This is a genomic window from Falsirhodobacter sp. 1013, assembly GCF_051195255.1.
Classification (GTDB): domain Bacteria; phylum Pseudomonadota; class Alphaproteobacteria; order Rhodobacterales; family Rhodobacteraceae; genus Falsirhodobacter.
Genome location: NZ_JBNJLK010000010.1, coordinates 80,182 through 99,706 on the forward strand (window position 1 = coordinate 80,182; position 19,525 = coordinate 99,706).

General features: G+C 68.5%; 17 protein-coding genes. 3 read left to right on the forward strand and 14 right to left on the reverse strand.

Annotated features, from left to right (window positions below; translation table 11 throughout):
- The first annotated feature begins 1 nt into the window (after window position 1).
- Both ACSHZY_RS13805 and ureC read left to right on the forward strand, forming a co-directional pair.
- Window positions 2–316, forward strand: coding sequence for an urease subunit beta (locus ACSHZY_RS13805; RefSeq protein WP_435170050.1), 315 nt, complete (start codon window positions 2–4; stop codon window positions 314–316).
- Window positions 306–2,012 (forward strand): urease subunit alpha, encoded by a 1,707-nt coding sequence (gene ureC / locus ACSHZY_RS13810; protein ID WP_435170052.1) that lies wholly within the window; start codon window positions 306–308, stop codon window positions 2,010–2,012. Before ACSHZY_RS13805 ends, ureC begins: the two co-directional genes overlap by 11 nt.
- Here the strand turns inward: ureC and ureG are convergent.
- The 14 genes from ureG to ACSHZY_RS13880 form a co-directional block, all read right to left on the reverse strand.
- Entirely contained in the window at window positions 2,009–2,623 is a 615-nt protein-coding gene (gene ureG / locus ACSHZY_RS13815) for an urease accessory protein UreG (protein ID WP_435170054.1), read from the reverse strand. The two genes, ureC and ureG, sit on opposite strands and share 4 nt — an antisense overlap.
- Entirely contained in the window at window positions 2,620–3,240 is a 621-nt protein-coding gene (locus tag ACSHZY_RS13820) for an urease accessory protein UreF (protein WP_435170056.1), read from the reverse strand. Before ACSHZY_RS13820 ends, ureG begins: the two co-directional genes overlap by 4 nt.
- Window positions 3,230–3,676: an urease accessory protein UreE gene (locus ACSHZY_RS13825; protein WP_435170058.1), complete on the reverse strand. Its 447-nt coding sequence runs from the start codon at window positions 3,674–3,676 to the stop codon at window positions 3,230–3,232. Before ACSHZY_RS13825 ends, ACSHZY_RS13820 begins: the two co-directional genes overlap by 11 nt.
- Complete coding sequence (locus tag ACSHZY_RS13830) at window positions 3,673–4,161, reverse strand: ureidoglycolate lyase (RefSeq protein WP_435170059.1); 489 nt, start codon at window positions 4,159–4,161, stop codon at window positions 3,673–3,675. The genes ACSHZY_RS13825 and ACSHZY_RS13830 overlap by 4 nt, the downstream gene beginning before the upstream one ends.
- Window positions 4,158–4,976: a bifunctional allantoicase/(S)-ureidoglycine aminohydrolase gene (locus tag ACSHZY_RS13835; RefSeq protein ID WP_435170061.1), complete on the reverse strand. Its 819-nt coding sequence runs from the start codon at window positions 4,974–4,976 to the stop codon at window positions 4,158–4,160. The genes ACSHZY_RS13830 and ACSHZY_RS13835 overlap by 4 nt, the downstream gene beginning before the upstream one ends.
- Window positions 4,973–6,385 carry an allantoinase PuuE gene (gene puuE / locus ACSHZY_RS13840; protein WP_435170155.1) on the reverse strand — a complete coding sequence of 471 codons (1,413 nt, stop codon included), beginning with the start codon at window positions 6,383–6,385 and terminating at the stop codon, window positions 4,973–4,975. The genes ACSHZY_RS13835 and puuE overlap by 4 nt, the downstream gene beginning before the upstream one ends.
- The gene (uraH, locus tag ACSHZY_RS13845) at window positions 6,382–6,702 is read right to left on the reverse strand and encodes a hydroxyisourate hydrolase (RefSeq protein ID WP_435170063.1); all 321 of its coding nucleotides are present in this window, start codon (window positions 6,700–6,702) and stop codon (window positions 6,382–6,384) included. Before uraH ends, puuE begins: the two co-directional genes overlap by 4 nt.
- On the reverse strand, window positions 6,699–8,831 hold the full coding sequence (locus ACSHZY_RS13850; RefSeq protein WP_435170065.1) for a malate synthase G: 2,133 nt from the start codon (window positions 8,829–8,831) through the stop codon (window positions 6,699–6,701). Before ACSHZY_RS13850 ends, uraH begins: the two co-directional genes overlap by 4 nt.
- A 13-nt stretch (window positions 8,832–8,844) precedes the next feature.
- Complete coding sequence (gene xdhC / locus ACSHZY_RS13855) at window positions 8,845–9,783, reverse strand: xanthine dehydrogenase accessory protein XdhC (RefSeq protein ID WP_435170067.1); 939 nt, start codon at window positions 9,781–9,783, stop codon at window positions 8,845–8,847.
- Window positions 9,776–12,160, reverse strand: a complete 2,385-nt coding sequence (gene xdhB, locus ACSHZY_RS13860; RefSeq protein WP_435170068.1) for a xanthine dehydrogenase molybdopterin binding subunit — start codon at window positions 12,158–12,160, stop codon at window positions 9,776–9,778. The genes xdhC and xdhB overlap by 8 nt, the downstream gene beginning before the upstream one ends.
- Window positions 12,157–13,506 (reverse strand): xanthine dehydrogenase small subunit, encoded by a 1,350-nt coding sequence (locus ACSHZY_RS13865; protein ID WP_435170069.1) that lies wholly within the window; start codon window positions 13,504–13,506, stop codon window positions 12,157–12,159. Before ACSHZY_RS13865 ends, xdhB begins: the two co-directional genes overlap by 4 nt.
- A gap of 249 nt (window positions 13,507–13,755) precedes the next feature.
- Complete coding sequence (gene hpxO, locus ACSHZY_RS13870) at window positions 13,756–14,910, reverse strand: FAD-dependent urate hydroxylase HpxO (protein WP_435170071.1); 1,155 nt, start codon at window positions 14,908–14,910, stop codon at window positions 13,756–13,758.
- Between the two features lie 107 nt (window positions 14,911–15,017).
- Window positions 15,018–17,381 carry a Hint domain-containing protein gene (locus tag ACSHZY_RS13875; protein ID WP_435170072.1) on the reverse strand — a complete coding sequence of 788 codons (2,364 nt, stop codon included), beginning with the start codon at window positions 17,379–17,381 and terminating at the stop codon, window positions 15,018–15,020.
- 270 nt (window positions 17,382–17,651) lie between these two features.
- On the reverse strand, window positions 17,652–18,551 hold the full coding sequence (locus ACSHZY_RS13880) for a LysR family transcriptional regulator (RefSeq protein ID WP_435170073.1): 900 nt from the start codon (window positions 18,549–18,551) through the stop codon (window positions 17,652–17,654).
- Between the two features lie 123 nt (window positions 18,552–18,674).
- Here ACSHZY_RS13880 and ACSHZY_RS13885 point away from each other — a divergent pair, with 123 nt between their 5' ends.
- Window positions 18,675–19,511 (forward strand): alpha/beta fold hydrolase, encoded by an 837-nt coding sequence (locus tag ACSHZY_RS13885; protein ID WP_435170075.1) that lies wholly within the window; start codon window positions 18,675–18,677, stop codon window positions 19,509–19,511.
- The last annotated feature ends 14 nt before the right edge of the window (window positions 19,512–19,525 follow it).

Sequence of the window (19,525 nt, forward strand, 5' to 3'; positions counted from 1 at the left end):
GATGATCCCCGGAGAGGTCTTTCCTGCCGCGGGCACCCTGACGCTGAACGCGGGTGCGGCGGCCATCACGATCATGGTCGCGAACACGGGCGACCGGCCGGTGCAGGTCGGATCTCATTATCACTTCGCGGAAACCAACGGGGGGCTGGACTTCGACCGGGCCGCCGCGCGCGGATACCGGCTGGACATTCCCGCCGGCACCGCCGTCCGGTTCGAGCCCGGCCAGCGGCGCGAGGTGCAGCTTGTGCCACTTGGGGGCACGCGCGAGGTCTGGGGCTTCAACGGTCAGGTCATGGGGACGCTCGATGCCGGTTGAGATTTCGCGTGGGCTTTACGCGGCCATGTTCGGCCCCACCACGGGCGACCGCGTCCGGCTGGGCGACACCGACCTGATCATCGAGGTGGAACGCGACCTGACCACCTATGGCGAGGAGGTGAAGTTCGGCGGCGGCAAGGTCATCCGCGACGGGATGGGCCAAAGCCAGGTCACGCGGGCGGGCGGGGCGGTGGACACCGTCATCACCAACGCGCTGATCGTGGATCACACGGGCATCTACAAGGCCGACGTGGGCCTGCGCGACGGGTTGATCCACAAGATCGGCAAGGCGGGCAATCCCGACACGCAGCCCGCCGTCAACATCATCATCGGCCCGGGAACGGAGGTGATCGCGGGCGAGGGCAGGATCCTGACCGCGGGCGGGATGGACAGCCACATCCACTACATCTGCCCCGACCAGATCGAACACGCGCTGCATTCCGGCATGACGACGATGCTGGGCGGCGGCACGGGGCCGGCGCATGGCACGCTGGCCACCACCGTGACGCCCGGCCCCTGGCATATCGGGCGCATGATGATGGCGGCGGACGCCTTCCCCATGAACCTCGCCTTCACCGGCAAGGGCAATGCCAGCCGGCCTGAGGGGTTGGTGGAAATGGTGCGCGCCGGCGTCGTCGGCCTGAAGCTGCACGAGGATTGGGGCACCACCCCCGCCGCCATCGACTGCTGCCTGACGGTGGCGGACCAGATGGACGTGCAGGTGATGATCCACACCGACACGCTGAACGAAAGCGGGTTCGTGGAGAACACCCTCGCCGCCATCGGCGGGCGCACGATCCACGCCTTCCACACCGAAGGCGCGGGCGGCGGGCACGCGCCCGACATCCTGAAGGTCGTGGGATCGGCCAACGTGATCCCCTCCTCGACCAACCCCACGATGCCCTACACCGCCAACACGGTGGAGGAGCATCTGGACATGCTGATGGTGTGCCACCACCTCGACCGGTCGATCCCCGAGGATGTGGCCTTTGCGGAATCCCGCATCCGCCGCGAAACGATCGCGGCCGAAGACATCCTGCACGACATGGGCGCGCTGTCGATCCTGTCGTCGGACAGTCAGGCGATGGGACGGGTGGGCGAGGTCATCACCCGCACCTGGCAGACTGCGCACAAGATGAAGCTGCAACGCGGCCGTCTGGCCGAGGAGACGGGCGACAACGACAACATGCGCGTCCGCCGCTTCATCGCGAAATACACGATCAACCCCGCGATCTGCCACGGCATGGCCCCCCATATCGGCAGCGTGGAGGAAGGCAAGCGCGCCGATCTGGTGCTGTGGAACCCCGCCTTCTTTGGCGCGAAGCCTGAAATGGTGCTGCTGGGCGGCATGATCGCCGTGGCGCAGATGGGCGATCCGAACGGGTCCATCCCTGCGATGCCCTTCTATTCGCGGCCCATGTTCGGCGCGTTCGGCGGGGCGCGCACCGCGTCCTCCGTCACCTTCGTGTCGCAAGCGGGGCTGGAGGAGGATGTGCGCGGCCAGCTTGGCCTGCAAAAGCAGACCGTGGCCGTGAAGGGCACGCGGGACATCGGCAAGGCGGACATGATCCTGAACGATGCCCGCCCCGAGATCAGCGTGAACCCCGAAACCTACGAGGTGCGGGCCGACGGCCAGATCCTGACCTGCGAACCGCTGACCGAGTTGCCCCTCGCGCAGCGCTACTTCCTGTACTAGCGCAGGGACAGGCCGCCTTCCTGTTGCAGGAAGGCGATGATCGCCTCCATCCCCTCGGCCTGCCGCAGTTTCGCCATCACGTAAGGCCGCGCCCCGCGCGCGGTCTGGGTGTCCCGCTCCAGCATCTCCAGATCCACGCCGACATGCGGGGCGAGGTCGGTCTTGTTCACGACCAGCAGGTCGGATCGGGTGACGCCCGGACCCCGCTTGCGGGGAATGTCCTGCCCCGCCGCCGTGTCGATGACATAGATCGTGAGGTCCGCGAGTTCCGGCGAGAAGGTGGCTGCCAGATTGTCCCCGCCAGATTCGATCAGCACCAGATCCAGATCGGGAAAGGCCCGCCGCAGCTCGGCGATGGCGGCAAGGTTGATCGACGCATCCTCGCGGATGGCGGTGTGGGGGCAGCCGCCGGTTTCCACGCCGCGGATGCGTTCGGACGGCAGAACCTGCGCGCGCATCAGGTATTCCGCATCCTCGCGCGTATAGATGTCGTTGGTGATGACGGCCATGGAACAGCGGTCGGCCAGCGCCGCGCACAGCTTTTCGGTCAGGGTCGTCTTGCCGACGCCGACGGGGCCGCCGATGCCGACGCGAAGGGGTCCGGTGCTCATGTCTTGAAGATCCTCACATCCAAAGTTTCGTGGCGCATCGCGGCCAGATCGCCCGCAATGCTGGCCGAGGCGATGGCCGACACGGGGGCGGTGGATGCCCGTTCGGCCAGATCGTCGATCAGGGGGTGCAGCGCCTGCAACACCCGCTGCCCCGGCGTCTGGCCCAAGGGCACGAAGCGCGTGGCGCAGGCCACGAGGTTGCCCGCAAAGCCGTGCAGGAACAGCGCTGTTACCTGCGCCGTCGTCAGCTCCAGCGAACGGCTGGCCACGCCGATCGCCAGCGGCAAGGGCTGCGGGTCCACCGGCACGCCAAGCGCGGTCACCGTGGCGGCAAAGGCCGCGCCCTGCTCCTCCGTCTCCCGCAACCGCTCGGCCGAGGGGGCGAGGGCGCGGGCGATGTCGCGCAGATCCTCGCCGTCCCGCGCGCGGGACAGAAGCACCGCGTCGGACCAGCCCGCGCCGATCCGCAGCACGTCCGCGATCCACGCCTGCGCGCTGCCGGCATCCTTCACCACGCCGTCGTTGATCGCCTGCTCCATCCCGTGGGAATAGGCGAAGCCGCCGGTGGGAAAGGCCGGCGACAGCCATTGCACCAGCCGCAGAAGATCAGTGGGCATGGCCCATGGTCCGCCCGTGGCCATAGGCGCCGCCTTCCGGCGAGAACCGTTCCATCGAGGGGCGGACGGTCGCGCCCAGCCCCTGAAGCATCCCTTCCAGCACGTGGTCGCGCCGGATCACCAGACGATCGCGCTCGATCTGGCAGGGCGTGTGGCGGTTGCCGATGTGCCAGGCTAGACGCGGCAGATCGCCCGTCACCACCAGCACGGGCTCCAGCGCGGCCGCCACCTCGATCACCGTGTCGCCCGCGATCAGCGCATCGCCATGATCGAGGCTGACCGTTTCGGGCAGGTCCACCAGCACCCCGCGCCCCGAGGCGCAGATCAGACGTTTGCGCCGCAGGAAGCGCGCCTCGTAATCCAGAACCACCTTGTCGGCGGGATCGGTCCAATCGCCCTTGCGGCGCAGTTCGGTGGCGGCGGGATGGTCGATCATGCGCTTGGTCCCTGGTCGATGAACACGGGCTGGTCCAGCCAGTGTTCCTGAAGGTTCGGGCTGTCGCCGATGCGGTCCACGACCGCGAACAGCCCCGGTTCGTGCAGCGGCGTCAGCACGCCGTGCCATGTGCCGCGATGCAGGTTCACCCCCTGACGCGGCGCGGTCAGGAAAGCGCGTGGCGCCCCCGGCACGCCCCCCGCATCCGGTGCGACGATGACAAGGAAGGGATGTTCCGTCATGGGGATGAAGGCCTGACTGCCGTTCGGATGCCGCTCCAGCATCTCCAGCCGATAGGGGAAGCTCCGCGCCTCGGCCCGGAAGATCGACAGGCCAAGCCGGCCCTCCACCGCCTCCAGCCGCGCGCGGTCATGGAAGCGACCGCAGAGGCCTTGGTTGATGATCTTGTCCGGCGTGCCGGAGGCGTCCAGCACGTCGCCGAAGGGGGCGAAGGCGGCGGCAGTCAGGGGCTCGGTGCGGATCATCGCAGGCGCAGCCCCGCATGACGATTCACGTCCTTGTAAAGAAGGTAGCGGAACGGCCCCGGCCCCGCGGCATAGCAGGCCTGCGGGCAGAAGGCGCGCAGCCACATGAAGTCGCCGGCCTCCACCTCCACCCAGTCCTTGTTCAGCTTGTAGACGGCCTTCCCTTCCAGCACGTAAAGGCCGTGCTCCATCACATGCGTTTCCTCGAACGGGATGACGCCGCCGGGCTGGAAGGTGACGATGGTCACGTGCATGTCGTGGCGCAGATCGGCCGGATCGACGAAGCGGGTGGTGGCCCAGGCCCCGTTCGTGTCGGGCATGGGGGTGGGGGCGATGTCGGACTCAAGCAGGATCAGCGGTTCGGGGCGCGGCAGGCCGGCGCCGTCCCAGATCTTGCGGATCCAGTGGAAGCGGGCGGGCGTGTCGCCGTGGTTGCGCAGGGTCCACACGACCCCAGCGGGAAGGTAGGCGTAGTGGCCAGCCCGCAACGGGTAGGTTTGCCCGGCCACCGTCAGCGTCGGGCTGCCGTCCGTCACGAACAGCACGCCCTGCGCCCCCGCCTCCGGCTCTGGCGCGTCGGTGCCTCCGCCGGGGGCCACCTCCATCACGTATTGGCTGAAGGTTTCGGAAAAACCGGTCATCGGCCGGGCGATCAGCCACAGGCGCGTGTCTTCCCACCCCGGCAGGAAGCTGGTCACGATGTCGGAAAAAACGCCTTTCGGGATGAAGGCGTAGGCGTCGGTGAAGACGGCGCGGCCGGTCATCAGCTGCGTTTGCGGCGGCAAACCGCCCGCGGGGAAGTGGTACTGTGTCACAGGAGCGCTTTCAGGCGAAGAAGGGCGATGCGTTCCACCTGACGGCAGGCGGTGGCGAATTCGGTGTCGCGGTCATGGGCGATGCGGGCGCGGAAGGCGTCGAGGATCTGGGCCTTCGTGTTGTCGCGCACGGCGATGATGAACGGAAAGCCGTGGCGGGCCACGTAGTCGGCGTTCAGGCGCTGGAACTCCGCCCGTTCATCGTCCGTCAGGGCGTCAAGGCCCGCGCTCGCCTGTTCGGCGGTGCTGTCCGCCGTCAGCCGCTGCGCCGCGGCCAGCTTGCCCGCAAGGTCGGGATGGGCGTTCAGGACGGCCAGCCGTTCAGCGTCGCCGGCGCTGCGGAACATGCGGCACAGGGCGTTGTGCAGGCCCCCCGCGCTGTCATGCGCGGGGCCGAGTTCCAGATCGAAGGCCCGTTCCGCGATCCAGGGCGAATGTTCGAAGATGCCGCCGAAGCGCGCCACGAACCCGTCGCGGTCCATCTGCGAGGGGCGTTCGCGCCGCACATGCGGATGTTGGGCGGCCCAGTGGGCCGCAATCTCTCCGCGCGTCGCGAACCACGCGCCGCCCTTTTGCAGCGCGTAATCCAGAAAGCGGATCAGCCCCGCGGCCTTGCCCGGCCGCCCGATCAGCCGCGAATGCAGACCGATGGACATCATCTTGGGACGTCCGGCGTCGCCTTCGTCCCACAACGTGTCGAAGGCGTCCTTCAGGTATTGGAAGAACTGCTCTCCGGTGATGTAGCCGGGGGCGGTGGCGAAGCGCATGTCGTTCGCTTCCAGCGTATAGGGCAGGACAAGCTGGTCGCGCGCGCCCACCTCCCGCCAATAGGGCAGGTCGTCGTCATAGGTGTCGGAGATCCAGTCGAGCGCCCCCGTTTCCGCCGTCAGCCGCACCGTGTTGGCCGAACAGCGGCCCGTGTACCAGCCGCGCGGCGGTTCGCCCACAACCTCGGTGTGCAGGCGGATGGCCTCGGCGATCTGGCGGCGCTCCTCCGCCTCCTCCATCCCGCGATGTTCGACCCATTTCAGGCCGTGCGACGCGATTTCCCACCCCGCTTCCTTCATCGCGGCCACCTGTTCGGGGCTGCGGGCGAGCGCTGTGGCCACACCGAAGATGGTGACGGGCAGGCCTCGCGCGGTGAAGATGTCGTGCAGGCGCCAGAAACCGGCGCGCGCGCCGTAGTCGTAGATCGACTCCATGTTCCAGTGGCGTTCGCCGGGCCACATGGCGGCGCCTGCGATGTCGGACAGGAACGCCTCGGACGCGGCATCACCGTGGAGGATGGAGTTCTCGCCCCCTTCCTCATGGTTCAGGACGAGGCTGACGGCGATCTTCGCTCCGCCGGGCCAGGCGGCGTCGGGCGGCGTTCCGGCATATCCGGACAGGTTGCGGGGGTATCTCATCAGCTTCCCCGATAGGTCGAAAAGGCGAAGGGCGACAGCAGCAGCGGCACATGGTAATGCGCCCCCTCCCCCACCTTGAAGCGGATCGGGATCAGGTCGAGGAAACTGTACGGCTGCCCCGTCGCCCGCAGGTAATCGCCCGCGTGGAAGCGCAGTTCATACGCGCCCGTCGGCAGATCGGTCGCCAGGGGCGCGTCGGTGCGGCCGTCGGCGTTGGTCACGGCCTCGGCCAGCCGCGTCTCGGCCCAAAGCTCGATCCGGACGCCGGCGGCGGGGCGGCCAAGGGCCGTGTCCAGCACGTGGGTGGTCAGGCGGGTCATGCAACCTCCTTCGCGGTGCGGCGCCATGCGTGCAGCAACGGCTCGGTATAGCCCGAAGGCTGGGTGGCGCCCTGCAGGATCAGGTCGCGCGCGGCCTTGAAGGCGGGGCCGTCATAGCCGGGTGCCATGGGGCGATAGGCCGGATCGCCCGCGTTCTGACGGTCCACAGTGACGGCCATGCGGCGCAGGCTGTCCTCGATCTGCGCGTCGGTGATCAGCCCGTGCATCCGCCAGTTCGCCAGGAACTGGGCCGAGATGCGGAGCGTGGCCCGATCCTCCATCAACGCCACGTTGTCGATGTCGGGCACCTTGGAACAGCCGATCCCCTGATCCACCCACCGCACGACATAGCCGAGGATGGACTGGCAGTTGTTGTCGATCTCCCGCGCGATGACCTCCTCGGACAGGTTGCGGGGACCCATCAAGGGCGGGGTCAGCAGGGCCTGAAGGCTGGCGCGGGTGCGGGATGTCAGCTCCTCCTGCCGTGCGGCCACGTCCACCTGATGGTAATGCATCGCGTGCAGCACGGCGGCGGTGGGGGACGGCACCCAAGCCGTGCTGGCACCGGCGGTCGGGTGGCCGATCTTGGCGGCCAGCATCTCGGCCATGTTGTCGGGCTTGGCCCACATGCCCTTGCCGATCTGGCCCTTGCCGTTCAGGCCCGTCGCCAGCCCCGCATCGACGTTGCCGTTTTCATAGGCCGCCAGCCAGGTCGCGTCCTTCATCTCCGCCTTCGGCAAGACGGGGCCCGCCTGCATCAGGGTGTGGATCTCGTCCCCCGTGCGATCGAGGAAGCCGGTGTTGATGAAGGCGATCCGGCCCTTCAGCGCGCGGATGCATTCGCGCAGGTTGACCGAGGTGCGGCGCTCCTCGTCCATCAGGCCCAGCTTCACGGTGCCGCGCGGCAGGTGCAGGATGTCCTCCACCAGGACGAAGGTGCGGTCGGCGAAGGCGGCCTCGGCCGGGCCGTGCATCTTGGGCTTCACCACGTATATGCTGCCGTGACGGGAGTTGCGGGGGCCCTCCGTCTTCGCCAGATCGTGCATCCCGGCGGCGACGGTGACCAGCGCGTCCAGCAGCCCTTCCGGCACCTCCTTTCCGTTCAGGGTCACGGCGTCTGTGGTCATCAGGTGGCCGACGTTGCGCACCAGAAGGACCGCGCGCCCCGGCAGGGTCAGGGTGCCGCCGTCGGGCGCGGTGAAGGTCCGGTCGGGGTTCAGGCGGCGCGTCACCGCGCGGTCGCCCTTCTGGAAGGTTTCCGCCAGATCGCCCTTCATCAGGCCCAGCCAGTTGTCATAGGCCAGCACCTTGTCGGCGGCGTCCACGGCGGCGACGGAATCCTCGCAGTCCTGGATGGCGGTCAGCGCCGCCTCCACCACCACATCGCGCAGGCCCGAGGGGCTGGCCGCGCCCACCGGATGCATGGGATCGAAGACGAGTTCGATGTGCAGCCCGTTGTGGCGCAGCAGCACCGATTGCGGCCCGTGGCCCGCAAAGGCCGCCGGATCGGCCAGCGTCAGCGCGCCCCCGTCGATCAGCAGCGCGCCGTCCTTCACCTCGTAGGAGGTGACGTTGGCGTGCGATCCACCCACCAGCGGCACCGCCTGATCCAGGAAGTGCGCGGCGGCCGCCACCGCCTCCGCCCCACGCGCCGCGTCATAGCCGGTGCCTTCCGGCGCACCCGGCAGCGCGTCGGTGCCATAGAAGGCGTCGTACAGGCTGCCCCACCGCGCGTTCGCCGCGTTCAGCGCGAAGCGCGCGTTCATCACCGGCACCACCAGCTGCGGGCCGGCCAGCGTCGCGATCTCGGGATCGCAGGGGGCGGTGTCCACCTTGAACTCGGGCCCTTCGGGAAGGAGGTAGCCGATCTCGCGCAGGAACTCCTCCCACGCGGCGGCGTCCCAGTCGCGGTCGCGGCGGGCCTTCAGCCAGCCGTCGATCTCGGTCTGCATCCGGTCGCGAACGGCCAGAAGCTCTCGGTTTTCCGGCGCAAGCTCGGCCAGAAGACGGGCGAGGCCGGACCAGAAGGCGTCCGCACCGATGGGCAGGCCGGGAAGAAGGCGCTGTTCCACGAACTCGGCCAAGGGGACGGCGACCTGAAGGCCCGCGCGATCCGTGTGGGTTGTCATGTTGGCACCTTCCTCATTCACCGTGGTTCTGCATGTCTGATGGGCGGCCCGCCCGCTGGCAAGGGGCCGCGCGCCGGGGGATCAGCTGCGCCGCCACCCCCACCGCGATCTGCTGCGGATGCTTGCCAAGCGCCGGGTCGCCGATGGGGCAGGTGATGCGGTCCGGGTCCTGCCCCAGGGCGCGCAGGCGGCGGGCGAAACGGACCTTCTTCGACTGCGATCCGATCAGCCCCGCCCAGCCGAAGCCGTGGCGCAGCAAAGCATGGCAGATCTCCAGATCCAGCGCGTGGGAATAGGTCAGGATCAGATGCTCGGCCTGCGGGGGCGCGTGGGGCACGAAGCGCAGCGGGTCCGGCGCCCAAAGCGGCGACACCCCGTCGGGGATCACGTCCGGAAACCGGTCGCGGGCGGTGTCGATCCACATCACGGCGAATCCCGGCAAGGGCGCCATCACGCCGACCACCGCGCGCCCCACATGCCCCGCGCCCCAGATCCAGAGGGAACGGTCGGCTTCGGCCACAGGCTCCACCATCCAGCCCTGGATCAGCTGGGGCTTCGGGCGGACGCCCTGATTGCGCGCCTGCGTCAGGATGCGGCGGACGGGCAGCGGCATCTCCCCTTCCCCGCGCGCGATGACGGGGCCGGTCAGCGTCACCTCGGTGAACACCTCCACCAACAGGGTCACGGCGCCGCCGCAGCACTGGCCCAGCTTCGGCCCCAGCGGCATCCGTTCCAGCCGCGTGGCCGTGGCGGCACGGGCCATGCGGATCGCTTCCCATTCCAGCGCGCCGCCGCCGACCGTGCCCTTGGTCCCGTTGGCCCAGACGAGCATCGCCGCCCCCACCTCGCGCGGGGACGAGCCCTGATGCGCGGCGATGACCACGCGGGCGACGCGGCCGTGGCGGGCGACGGCGCGGCGCAGCCCTTCGATGTCGAACCCGACCTCAGCCACGCTGCCGCCCCACCGCCTGAAGGATGCGTTCGGGCGTCGCGGGCGCGTCCAGCGCGACATAGCGCGTCCCGTCCCCGCAGGCCGCCACCGCGTCCGACAGCGCCAAGAAGGCGGAGATGCCCAGAACGAAGGGCGGCTCCCCCACGGCCTTGGACTTGCCCACGGTGTCTTCGGGGTTCGGGCGGTCCCACAGCTGCACGCGGAAATCGCGCGGCCTGTCCGAACAGGCCGGGATCTTGTAGGTGGAGGGCGCGTGCGTCGTCAGCCGGCCCTTCCCGTCCCAGACCAGCTCCTCGGTCGTGAGCCAGCCGGCGCCCTGCACGTAGCCGCCTTCGATCTGGCCGATGTCCAGCGCGGGGTTCAGGCTGTGGCCGGTGTCGTGCAGGATGTCGGTGCGCAGGATGCGGTTTTCGCCGGTCAGCGTGTCGATCACCACCTCCGTCACCGCCGCACCGTAGGAGAAGTACAGGAACGGCCGCCCCTGCCCACGCAGCCGGTCCCACGTGATCTTGGGCGTGGCGTAATAGCCGGTGGCCGACAGCGACACCCGTGCCTGATAGGCCAGCGCCGCCACCTCGGCAAAGGTGTAGCCTTCGCCCCCGACGCGCACGCGGCCGGCGGCGAAGCGCACATCTTCCGGGCAGGCCTGATGGCGTTCGGCCAGGAATCCGGCCAGCCGCGCCCGCAGCGTATCGCAGGCGGCCTTCACCGCCATGCCGTTCAGGTCGGTCCCCGACGACGCGGCCGTGGCCGAGGTGTTGGGCACCTTGCCCGTGTCCGTTGCCGTGATCCGCACATCCGCCACGTCGATCCCGAACACACCGGCCGCCACCTGCGCGACCTTCTGGAACAGGCCCTGCCCCATCTCTGTCCCGCCATGGTTCAGCTGGACCGAGCCGTCCTGATAGATGTGCACCAGCGCCCCCGCCTGGTTCAGCCAGGTCAGGGTGAAGGCGATGCCGAACTTCACCGGCGTCAGCGCGATGCCGCGTTTCAGGATCGGGTTGTCGGCGTTCCATGCGGCAATGCGGGCACGGCGCGCGTCATAGTCGGACCGTTTCGCCAGTTCGGCCACCAGTTCATGCCCGATGAAATCCTCCACCGGCATGTGATAGGGGGTGGTCTGCGCGGTGCCCGGATCGGGGCGCGGGGCGGGCCGCTCGATCCCCTCGGCGCCGCGGGTGGTCAGGTCGGCCTCCGTCTCCACCTTCTCCAGCCGCTGGGGCTCGGGGTCGGGGGCCTTGCCCATCGCGCGGTAGAAGTTGCGCCGCCGCACCTCCAGCGGGTCCATCCGCAGGCTGTGGGCGATGTGGTCGATCACGCGCTCGATCCCCAGCACGCCCTGCGGGCCGCCGAAGCCGCGATAGGCGGTGGCTGATTGCATGTGCGTGCGCAGCCGGTGGCTTTCGACGCGGACAGCCGGAAGGAAATAGGCGTTGTCCACATGCAGCATCGCGCGGTCCGCCACGGCCAGCGACAGGTCCTGCGACCAGCCGCAGCGGAACAGGTGCCGGAACTCCACCCCCCGGATGCGGCCGTCGCCGTCGAAGCCCGCGCGGTATTCGATCCGCAGGTCGTGACGCTTGCCGGTGATCATCATATCGTCGTCGCGGTCATAGCGCATCTTGCAGGGACGACCGGTGCGGTGGGCCATGACGGCGCAGGCGATGGCGAGGGCGTTGCCCTGGCTTTCCTTGCCCCCGAAACCGCCGCCCATGCGCCGCACCTCCACGCGCACCGCGCTCATCGGCAGGTGGAGGGCGTGGGCGACCTTGTGCTGGATTTCCGTCGGGTGCTGGGTGGAGGCGTGGATCACCATGCCCCCGTCCTCCTGCGGCAGGGCAAGGGCGATCTGGCCTTCCAGATAGAAATGCTCCTGCCCGCCGACCTCCATCCGGCCTTCGATGACATGGGGCGCGGCGGCAAGGGCGGACATGTCGCCCTTCTGCCAGACCACCGGTCCATCCTCGAACCGGCTGCCCGCGTCCAGCGCCTCGTCCACCGTCAGGATGGCGGGCTTTTCGTGATAGTCGGCACCGGCCAGCCGCGCGGCCCGGCGCGCCGCCCCGTGGCTGGTCGCGGCCACAAGGAACAGGGGCTGGCCCAGATACATCACCGTCCCGCCCGCCAACAACGGCTCGTCATGGGTGGAGGGGGAACAGTCGGGCATCGGATCCAGATCGGCGATCACCTCCACCACGCCGGGTGCCGCACGGACGGCGGACAGGTCGAGGGCGGTCACCACCCCATGCGCGATGGTGGACAGGCCGAAGGCGAGGTGCAGGGTATTTTGCGGCAGGGGGATGTCATCGACATAGCGGGCCTGACCGCTGACATGCAGGGGGGCCGCGTCATGCGGCAGCGGCTTGCCGATCATGGCTGCACCTCCAGCACGGAAACCGGCCGGCCGAGGCGGTCGTGCACGTATCGCAGCAGCAGGTTCCGCGCCACGGTCAGGCGATAGTCGGCGCTGGCGCGCATGTCGGTCAGCGGGGTGAAGTCCTGCGCGAAGGGGGCAGCGGTCGCGGTGGCAAGGGACAAGGGCTGGCCCAGCAGGTGATCCTCCACCGCTCTGGCCCGTTTCGGAGTCGCCGCCATGCCGCCAAAGGCGATCCGCGCCTGCGTCACGATCCCGCCCGCCACCGTCACATCGAAACAGCCGCACAGGGCCGAGATGTCCTGATCGAACCGCTTCGACACCTTGTAGCAGCGCAGGTCGGGCGCGTGGGCGGGAAGGGTGACGGCCTCCACGAACTCCCCCTCCCGCCGGTCCTGCTTGCGGTAGTCGAGGAAGAAGTCCTCCAGCGGCATCGTGCGGCGGGTGTCGCCCCGCCGAAGGTGCAGCACCGCGCCAAGCGCGATCAGCGCGGGCGGCCCGTCCCCGATCGGCGATCCGTTGGCGATGTTGCCGCCGATCGTCGCGGCGTTGCGCACGGGGGGCGAGGCGAAGCGGCGCAAGAGCTCGGCCAGCGCGGGGTGGCTGTCGCGGGTGGCCAGACGCAGCGCCTCCACCGTGACGCCGGCGCCGATGCGGAGGGTGTCGCCCTCCCGCTCGATCCGCTGAAGGTCGGACACGCCGTTCAGGAAGATGACGGGGGACACGTCGCGCAGGGCCTTCGTCACCCACAGGCCGACATCGGTGGCCCCGGCGACCAGCGTCGCGTCGGGGTGGGATGCGTACAGGTGGGCGAGGGCGTCGCTGCTGTCGGGGCGCATCGGCAGGGCGGGCGCGGGTGGGCGGGGCGTGTCCAGCCAATCCACCTTCGGTTCCTTGGCGGCCTGTTCGGCGGCGCGGACGATGGGGGCGTATCCGGTGCAGCGGCACAGGTTGCCCGCCAGCACGTCGTCATGATCCGTCCGCCCCGTGGCATGGGCGCAGGCCATCGACATCACGAAGCCCGGCGTGCAGAAGCCGCACTGGCTGCCATGGCAGGCCACCATCGCCGCCTGCACGGGATGCGCGCGGCCATCGGGGGCGGCCAGCCCTTCCACCGTGCGGACGGACTTTCCGTGCAGCTGCGGCAGGAACAGGATGCAGGCGTTCAGGGCGCGGGGGCCGGAATCATCCGTGACCATCACCGTGCAGGCGCCGCAATCGCCTTCGTTGCAGCCTTCCTTCGTGCCGGTCAGGCCGCGTTCCTCGCGCAGCCAGTCCAGAAGGGTTCGGGTGGGGGAAACGTCCAGTGTGACAGGCGCGCCGTTCAGGTGAAACGCGATCTCCATTCGATCAACCCGCCGCGGTCTTTTTCGGTGCGCCGGAAGGTCCGGCCCGCGGGCCTGCCCGATGCGGCGTAAGGCAGGTCCTGCGGAAGTCTAACTCGGAAGCCGTCCCCCGGTCACGGATTGTTTGCGGGGGGCGAACCTTCGCGTTCTTTCCCATCCCTTGGGGGAGGGGAATGGACGCCGGACGCGCATTCGCGAAGTTTCGGCCGCCGCCTGCGAAACAGGCGGGTACGGCCCCTTTTGCCCATGTCACGGGCGGAATGCGAAAGGCCCGCCATCCACCGTCTTCTGGATCCCGCGCAGGATGCCGTCACCCGTGTCGCCGCGCAGCCCCGCATACCAGTCGGCGGTTGCGGAGGGGTCCATGCCGTGGGTCACGTCGCTGCGGTCGCGGGCGCGCAGCACCAGATCGCGGGCGCGGGGGGCACGGGATTCCTGATACAGGCGCAGCGCGGTGGGCAGGTCGGCGTGATCCGCCAGCATCCGCTGAAGAACGACCGCATCCTCCATCGCCATGCAGGCGCCCTGCCCCAGATCCGGCGTCGTGTTGTGGGCGGAATCGCCCAGAAGGACCATGCGGCCCTTCACCCAGCTGTCGAACGGGTCGATGTCGTGGATGTCCACGCGGTTGACCGAGGTGATCGCGTCCAGCATGCGCTGCACCGGGGCGGACCAATGGCCGAAATGCCGGCGCAGCTCGGCCACCCGATCCGCGGTCGCGCCCCTGTGCTGGGCGGTGGGTACGTCGAAGAAGAAATAGAACCGCCCTTCCCCCACCGGCATAACGGAGGCGCGCTTGCCTTCCGCCACGAAGGTCGTCCAGCCGTCCACCGGCGCGATCCCCGGGTCGGCGGGGATCAGGCCGTTCCAGTTGGTGTAACCCGCCGACCGCCGGTCCAGCTTCCGGCCAAGGATATGTTCGCGCACCAGCGAATGGGCGCCATCGGCCCCGATCAGCAGATCACCCTCCACCTCGGTACCGTCGGTGAAGCGGGCCTGCACGCCGGTTGCCGTTTCCGTCACCTGCCGCAGGGCCGCGCCAAGGCGGATGCCGTCATGGCCGAAGCGGTCCATCAGCATGGTCTGCAAGCCCGCCCGCGACACCGGATAGGCCCGCGCGCCGGAGCCCTGATAGAGCGGATCGAGCGAGAACCGGGTCAGGACCTCGCCGCTCGGTCCGTCGGCATAGGCCATGGTGTCCATCCGGCCGCCAAGGGCCTTCACGTCCTCCTCCAGCCCCAGATGGTTCAGGCACAGGATGCCGTTGGGCCACAGCGACAGCCCCGCACCGACGGGGCGGATCTCGGTCACCTTCTCGAACACGGACACGTCATGGCCCAGCTGGCGCAGCGCCAGCCCGGCGCACAACCCGCCGATCCCCGCGCCGATTACGATGACCTTCATCCCGACCCCCTTCGATGCCAACGGCTTACGCTAGCACAGGGGACGGCGCGCACCAGCCCGCAAAGCGGAACGCCGCGCCGAGGGGTCGGCGCGGCGTTCCATGACGGTTACCAGGCGAGGGCCCGCGCCTCGAACACCTTCAGCGCGCGGCGCGCGGTCTTGCCATAGGCTTCGGGCATGGCGCGCAGTTCCGGGAAGATCGCGAACAGCTCCTCGCGCGCCTCCTCGACCAGGCCGCCCAGCCCATAGCTGGCAGGGTGGTAGCTTTCGGCCGCCGCGCCGTTGGCGAACACGATCTGATGTTCGTCGAACAGCATGTGGATGTAGGTGACGCTGCCCGTCTCCTCCACCGTCACATGCTTGTCGTCCACCATGTGCTTGGCCGAGGCCAGCACCTCTCGGTCCCCGAACAGCAACTCGGCTCGGTAGCCTTCGATCAGCATCCTGTGCTGGGGAGAGACGAGGAGATCGGCCGTCAACTCCGGCAGGGCGCCGCGACGGATGCGGACGGGCGCGAAGGCCCCCGTTCCGGCCACGGTGGTCGTGCCGATCCAGCGGATCGGCTGCAACCCGGCGTCGCGGGTCACCACCATGTCGCCGGCCTTCAGCGTTTCGATCGCGCGAAGGCCACCCAAGGTGCGGATCAGCGTGCCGGGGGTGAAGCAGATGATCTGTTCGATTCCGGAATAGGTGATGGTCGTCCCGTCCGAAAGCGTGATCGTCCCCGAACCGGCGGTCGTGGAGCTGGGCGCGTTGCGCCAGCCGGTGTTCGCGCTCAGGTCCAAGACGTCCACATCCGCCACGCCGTTTGCGTCGGAGGAGGTGCCGCCATCGATGGTGATCGAGGCGTCCGCCGTGTTCTGCGTGTTATCGAGCACGTCGTTCAGCGTGAAGACGTCCCGGCCCACGCCACCCGTAGCCTGGTCGCCACGGGCGAAGGTGATCGTGTCGTTGCCGGCGTCGCCGATCATCCGGTCGGCCCCCGCGCCGCCCACAAGGCTGTCATTGCCGTCGCCGCCCTGAAGCACGTCCGCGCCCGTGCCGCCGATCAGCGTGTCGTTGCCGGCATTGCCGACGGCGGTGAAGCCCGTCGTGGCGCTGGCCCCGTTGACGCTGTCCGCGCCGCTGCCAAGATTCAGCCGCTCGATCTGGGTGAAGGTGCCGGTGGCATTGCCGGCGGTGAAGGTTCCGGCCTCGCTGCCCGTGAACTGGACGGTCGCGCCGGTGGTGATGGTGGAGGTGTCCAGCGTGTCGATCGAGGTGTCGGTGCCCGTATCCTCGCCGCCTGCAATGGTGCGGGCACCGGCCAGGTTGGTCACGACGATGGTGTCGCTGCCGCCCCCGCCCCCGAGGGTGTCCGCCCCGCCCCCGCCGGTGATGGTGTCATTGCCAAGGCCGCCCAGCAGGATGTCCGCGCCGGTGCTGCCCGTCAGCGTGTCCGCATAGTCGGAGCCGATGACCCGTTCGATCTGGGTCAGCGTGTCGCCCGTGCCCTGATCGGCTCCGGTCGCGCTGCCCGTGCCCAGGTTGACGTTCACGGCCGCCGTCGCGTCGGCATAGGTGGCCGTGTCGGTTCCCGCGCCGCCGTTGATCGAGTCGGCACCGGCCCCGCCGGACAACGTGTCGTCGCCCAGGCCGCCATTCAGTGTGTCGTTGGCCGCGCCGCCGGACAGGCTGTCATTCCCGTCGCCGCCCGACAGGCTGTCCGTCCCGGCCTCGCCCAGAAGGGTGTCGTTGCCGCCATTGCCGATCAGCGTGTCGTTACCGTCACCGCCCGACAGGCTGTCGGCCCCGTCCACCGCCGTCGTGACGGGCGGAACGCCGATGAGCGAGCTGGTGGCGAGGTCGGTCGCGGTGGTCGAACCGGGCGGCGTCACCGTGGCCGACAGGTTGTTGCCGCCCGCGTTTTCCCAATACTGGATCTCGATCGTGTACTTGACGCCGGATTGCAGGTTGATGGTGGCCGAGCGTTGGGTCAGGCCCTGGTGATAGTCGTTGTCCAGATAGCCCGTCACCGTGCTGCCGGCGTTCGTGAACGGAACGACGTTGCCCGACGCGTCGCGGATGATCATCCGCGAGCCGTCATCCGAAGAGGTGGAGAAAGTGTAGGTGCCGGAGACCGTCGGGTTCAGCGTGCTGGTGTAGATGACGCCGAAATCATCGGGATCGGTCGTGGTGCCGCGGGTCAGCCTGGCCAGCGCGTCGACGTTGAACCCGTTCACATAGCCTTCGCCGGCCAGGGTGCCCGAGGCGATCTGCGGCGCCTGTCCGTTGGCAGAGCTGAAGTCGTAGTTGTAAAGCTTGTAGGTCCACTGCCCGGTCTGGGGCGCGTCGCCTGCAAGGACGTCGTTGCCCGCACCCCCCGTGATGGTGTCGTTTCCGCCACCCCCGGTCAGCGTGTCGGCGCTCGTGGTGCCGGCAAGGGTCTGGTTCAGCGTGGTGGCGGCGTTGGCGTCGGTGTTGGTGCTCATCCTCGGAGTCCCCTCGTTCAGATCAAGTGGCGTTCATTCGCCTCGGCCCTCCCAGATTGTCCTTCGTGTATAAAGCTTTAATGTAATTTTCACGATCATCGCCGCGGGACTGAGGCTTTTTCGAAACGCTTTGCCCGATTTCTATACAAACGTCAGGTGTGGCGCTCACGCATGGGTTGTAAGCGTTTGATTTTATATCATTAAGGTTGCATGGCCGCCCAGAGTGCTGACCTTGGAAGCAACAGCGCCCCGGGTCGGCGACGAATCCGATCAGAACTCCCCGATCACATAGGCCGGGACCTGTTGTTCGAAGAACTTGGAAAAGGTCGCGACGCGCGGCGGAAGCGCCTGGTAGGGCGGGTAGTAGAGCGTCAGCCAAAGGTCCGGAGGGGTCCAGCCGGGGAAGACGTGCACCAGCCGCCCCGAGCGGATATGCTCCACGATGTTGAATCCCGGCAGAAGCGTCACGCCCATGCCTTGCGCGGCCATGTCGGCCAGGACCTCGCCACTGTTGGCGCTGAAGGCGCGGCCCGCCGACAGCGTGATCGACGACCCGCCGTCGGACAGGTTCCACGTCTCGCGCCGGCTTTCGCCGCTATAGGCGAGGCATTCGTCCGGCGTCAGTTCGTTCGGGTGCTTCATGCCGATAAAGCGGCTTCCGGGCGCGGCCACGAGGATGCGGGGAATGACGCAGATTTTGCGCCAGATCGTGAACTTGTCCGAAGGGGAGGAGGAGATCCGGATCGCCAGATCGTAATCGTCGTCCACGATGTTCACGAGGCCGTCCGACAACGAAATCTCGAAGCACATCTTCGGATAAAGGTCGCGGAAGGCGCCAAGGATCGGCGGCAGCACCGTCTTGCCCAGCCAGGTGGGCGCGCTGATCCGCAGGCGGCCCTGATCGGACTTGTGGGCGTTCATCACGTCACGGCGCGCCGCGTCCAGCGCCTGCATGGCGGGCTGGATCTGCGCGGCATAGACCGCCCCATCCGCCGTCAGCGACACCTGCCGCGTGGTGCGCACGAACAACTGCACGCCAAGATCCTCCTCCAGCGCGGCGATGGCGCGGGTCACGGCGGCCGGGGTCATGTCCAGCTCGCGGGCGACCTGCGCGAAGCTCTTCTTCTCGGCCGCCATAAGGAAGGTGCGGAGCGCCTTGTAGTTGTTCATCCCGATTGTTTCACTCCATGCAACTCATTCGTGATGATTATTGCCCTTGGCAACGGCGGGCAAGTGCCATAGCCTTTCCTCATCGAAGACACGCAACCCGCTCAGATGAAAAGGAAACATATCATGCCCACGATCCTCACCGCCGACGGCACCGACATCTTCTTCAAGGACTGGGGTCCGAAGGACGCCCAGCCGATCATGTTCCACCACGGCTGGCCCCTGTCCTCGGACGACTGGGACGCGCAGATGCTGTTCTTCGTCGGGCAGGGCTTCCGCGTCATCGCCCATGACCGGCGCGGGCACGGCCGTTCGGCGCAGGTTTCGGATGGGCACGACATGGACCACTACGCCGCCGACGCCGCGGCCGTGGTGGAAGCGCTGGACCTGCGCAACGTCGTCCATATCGGCCATTCCACGGGGGGCGGCGAGGTGGCCCGCTATGTCGCGCAATATGGCCAGCCGGCGGGACGCGTGGCCAAGGCAGTGCTCGTGTCCGCCGTGACGCCCCTGATGCTGAAGACGGACGCCAATCCCGAAGGCACACCGATGGAGGTGTTCGACGGCTTCCGCAACGGTCTGGCCGCCAACCGCGCCCAGTTCTTCCGCGACGTGCCGGCGGGCCCCTTCTATGGCTTCAACCGCGAAGGTGCTGCGGTGCAGGAGGGTGTGATCCAGAACTGGTGGCGGCAGGGGATGACGGGTTCGGCCAAGGCGCATTACGACGGGATCAAGGCCTTCTCCGAAACCGACCAGACCGAGGATCTGCGGGCCATCACCGTCCCCACGCTGGTGCTGCACGGCGAGGATGACCAGGTCGTCCCGATCGACGCCGCCGCCCGCAAGGCCATCACGCTGCTGCGGAATGGCACGCTCAAGACCTATCCCGGGTTCTCGCACGGGATGCTGACCGTGAACGCCGACGTGCTGAACAAGGACCTGCTGGACTTCGTGAAGGCCTGACGCCGGACCGATCC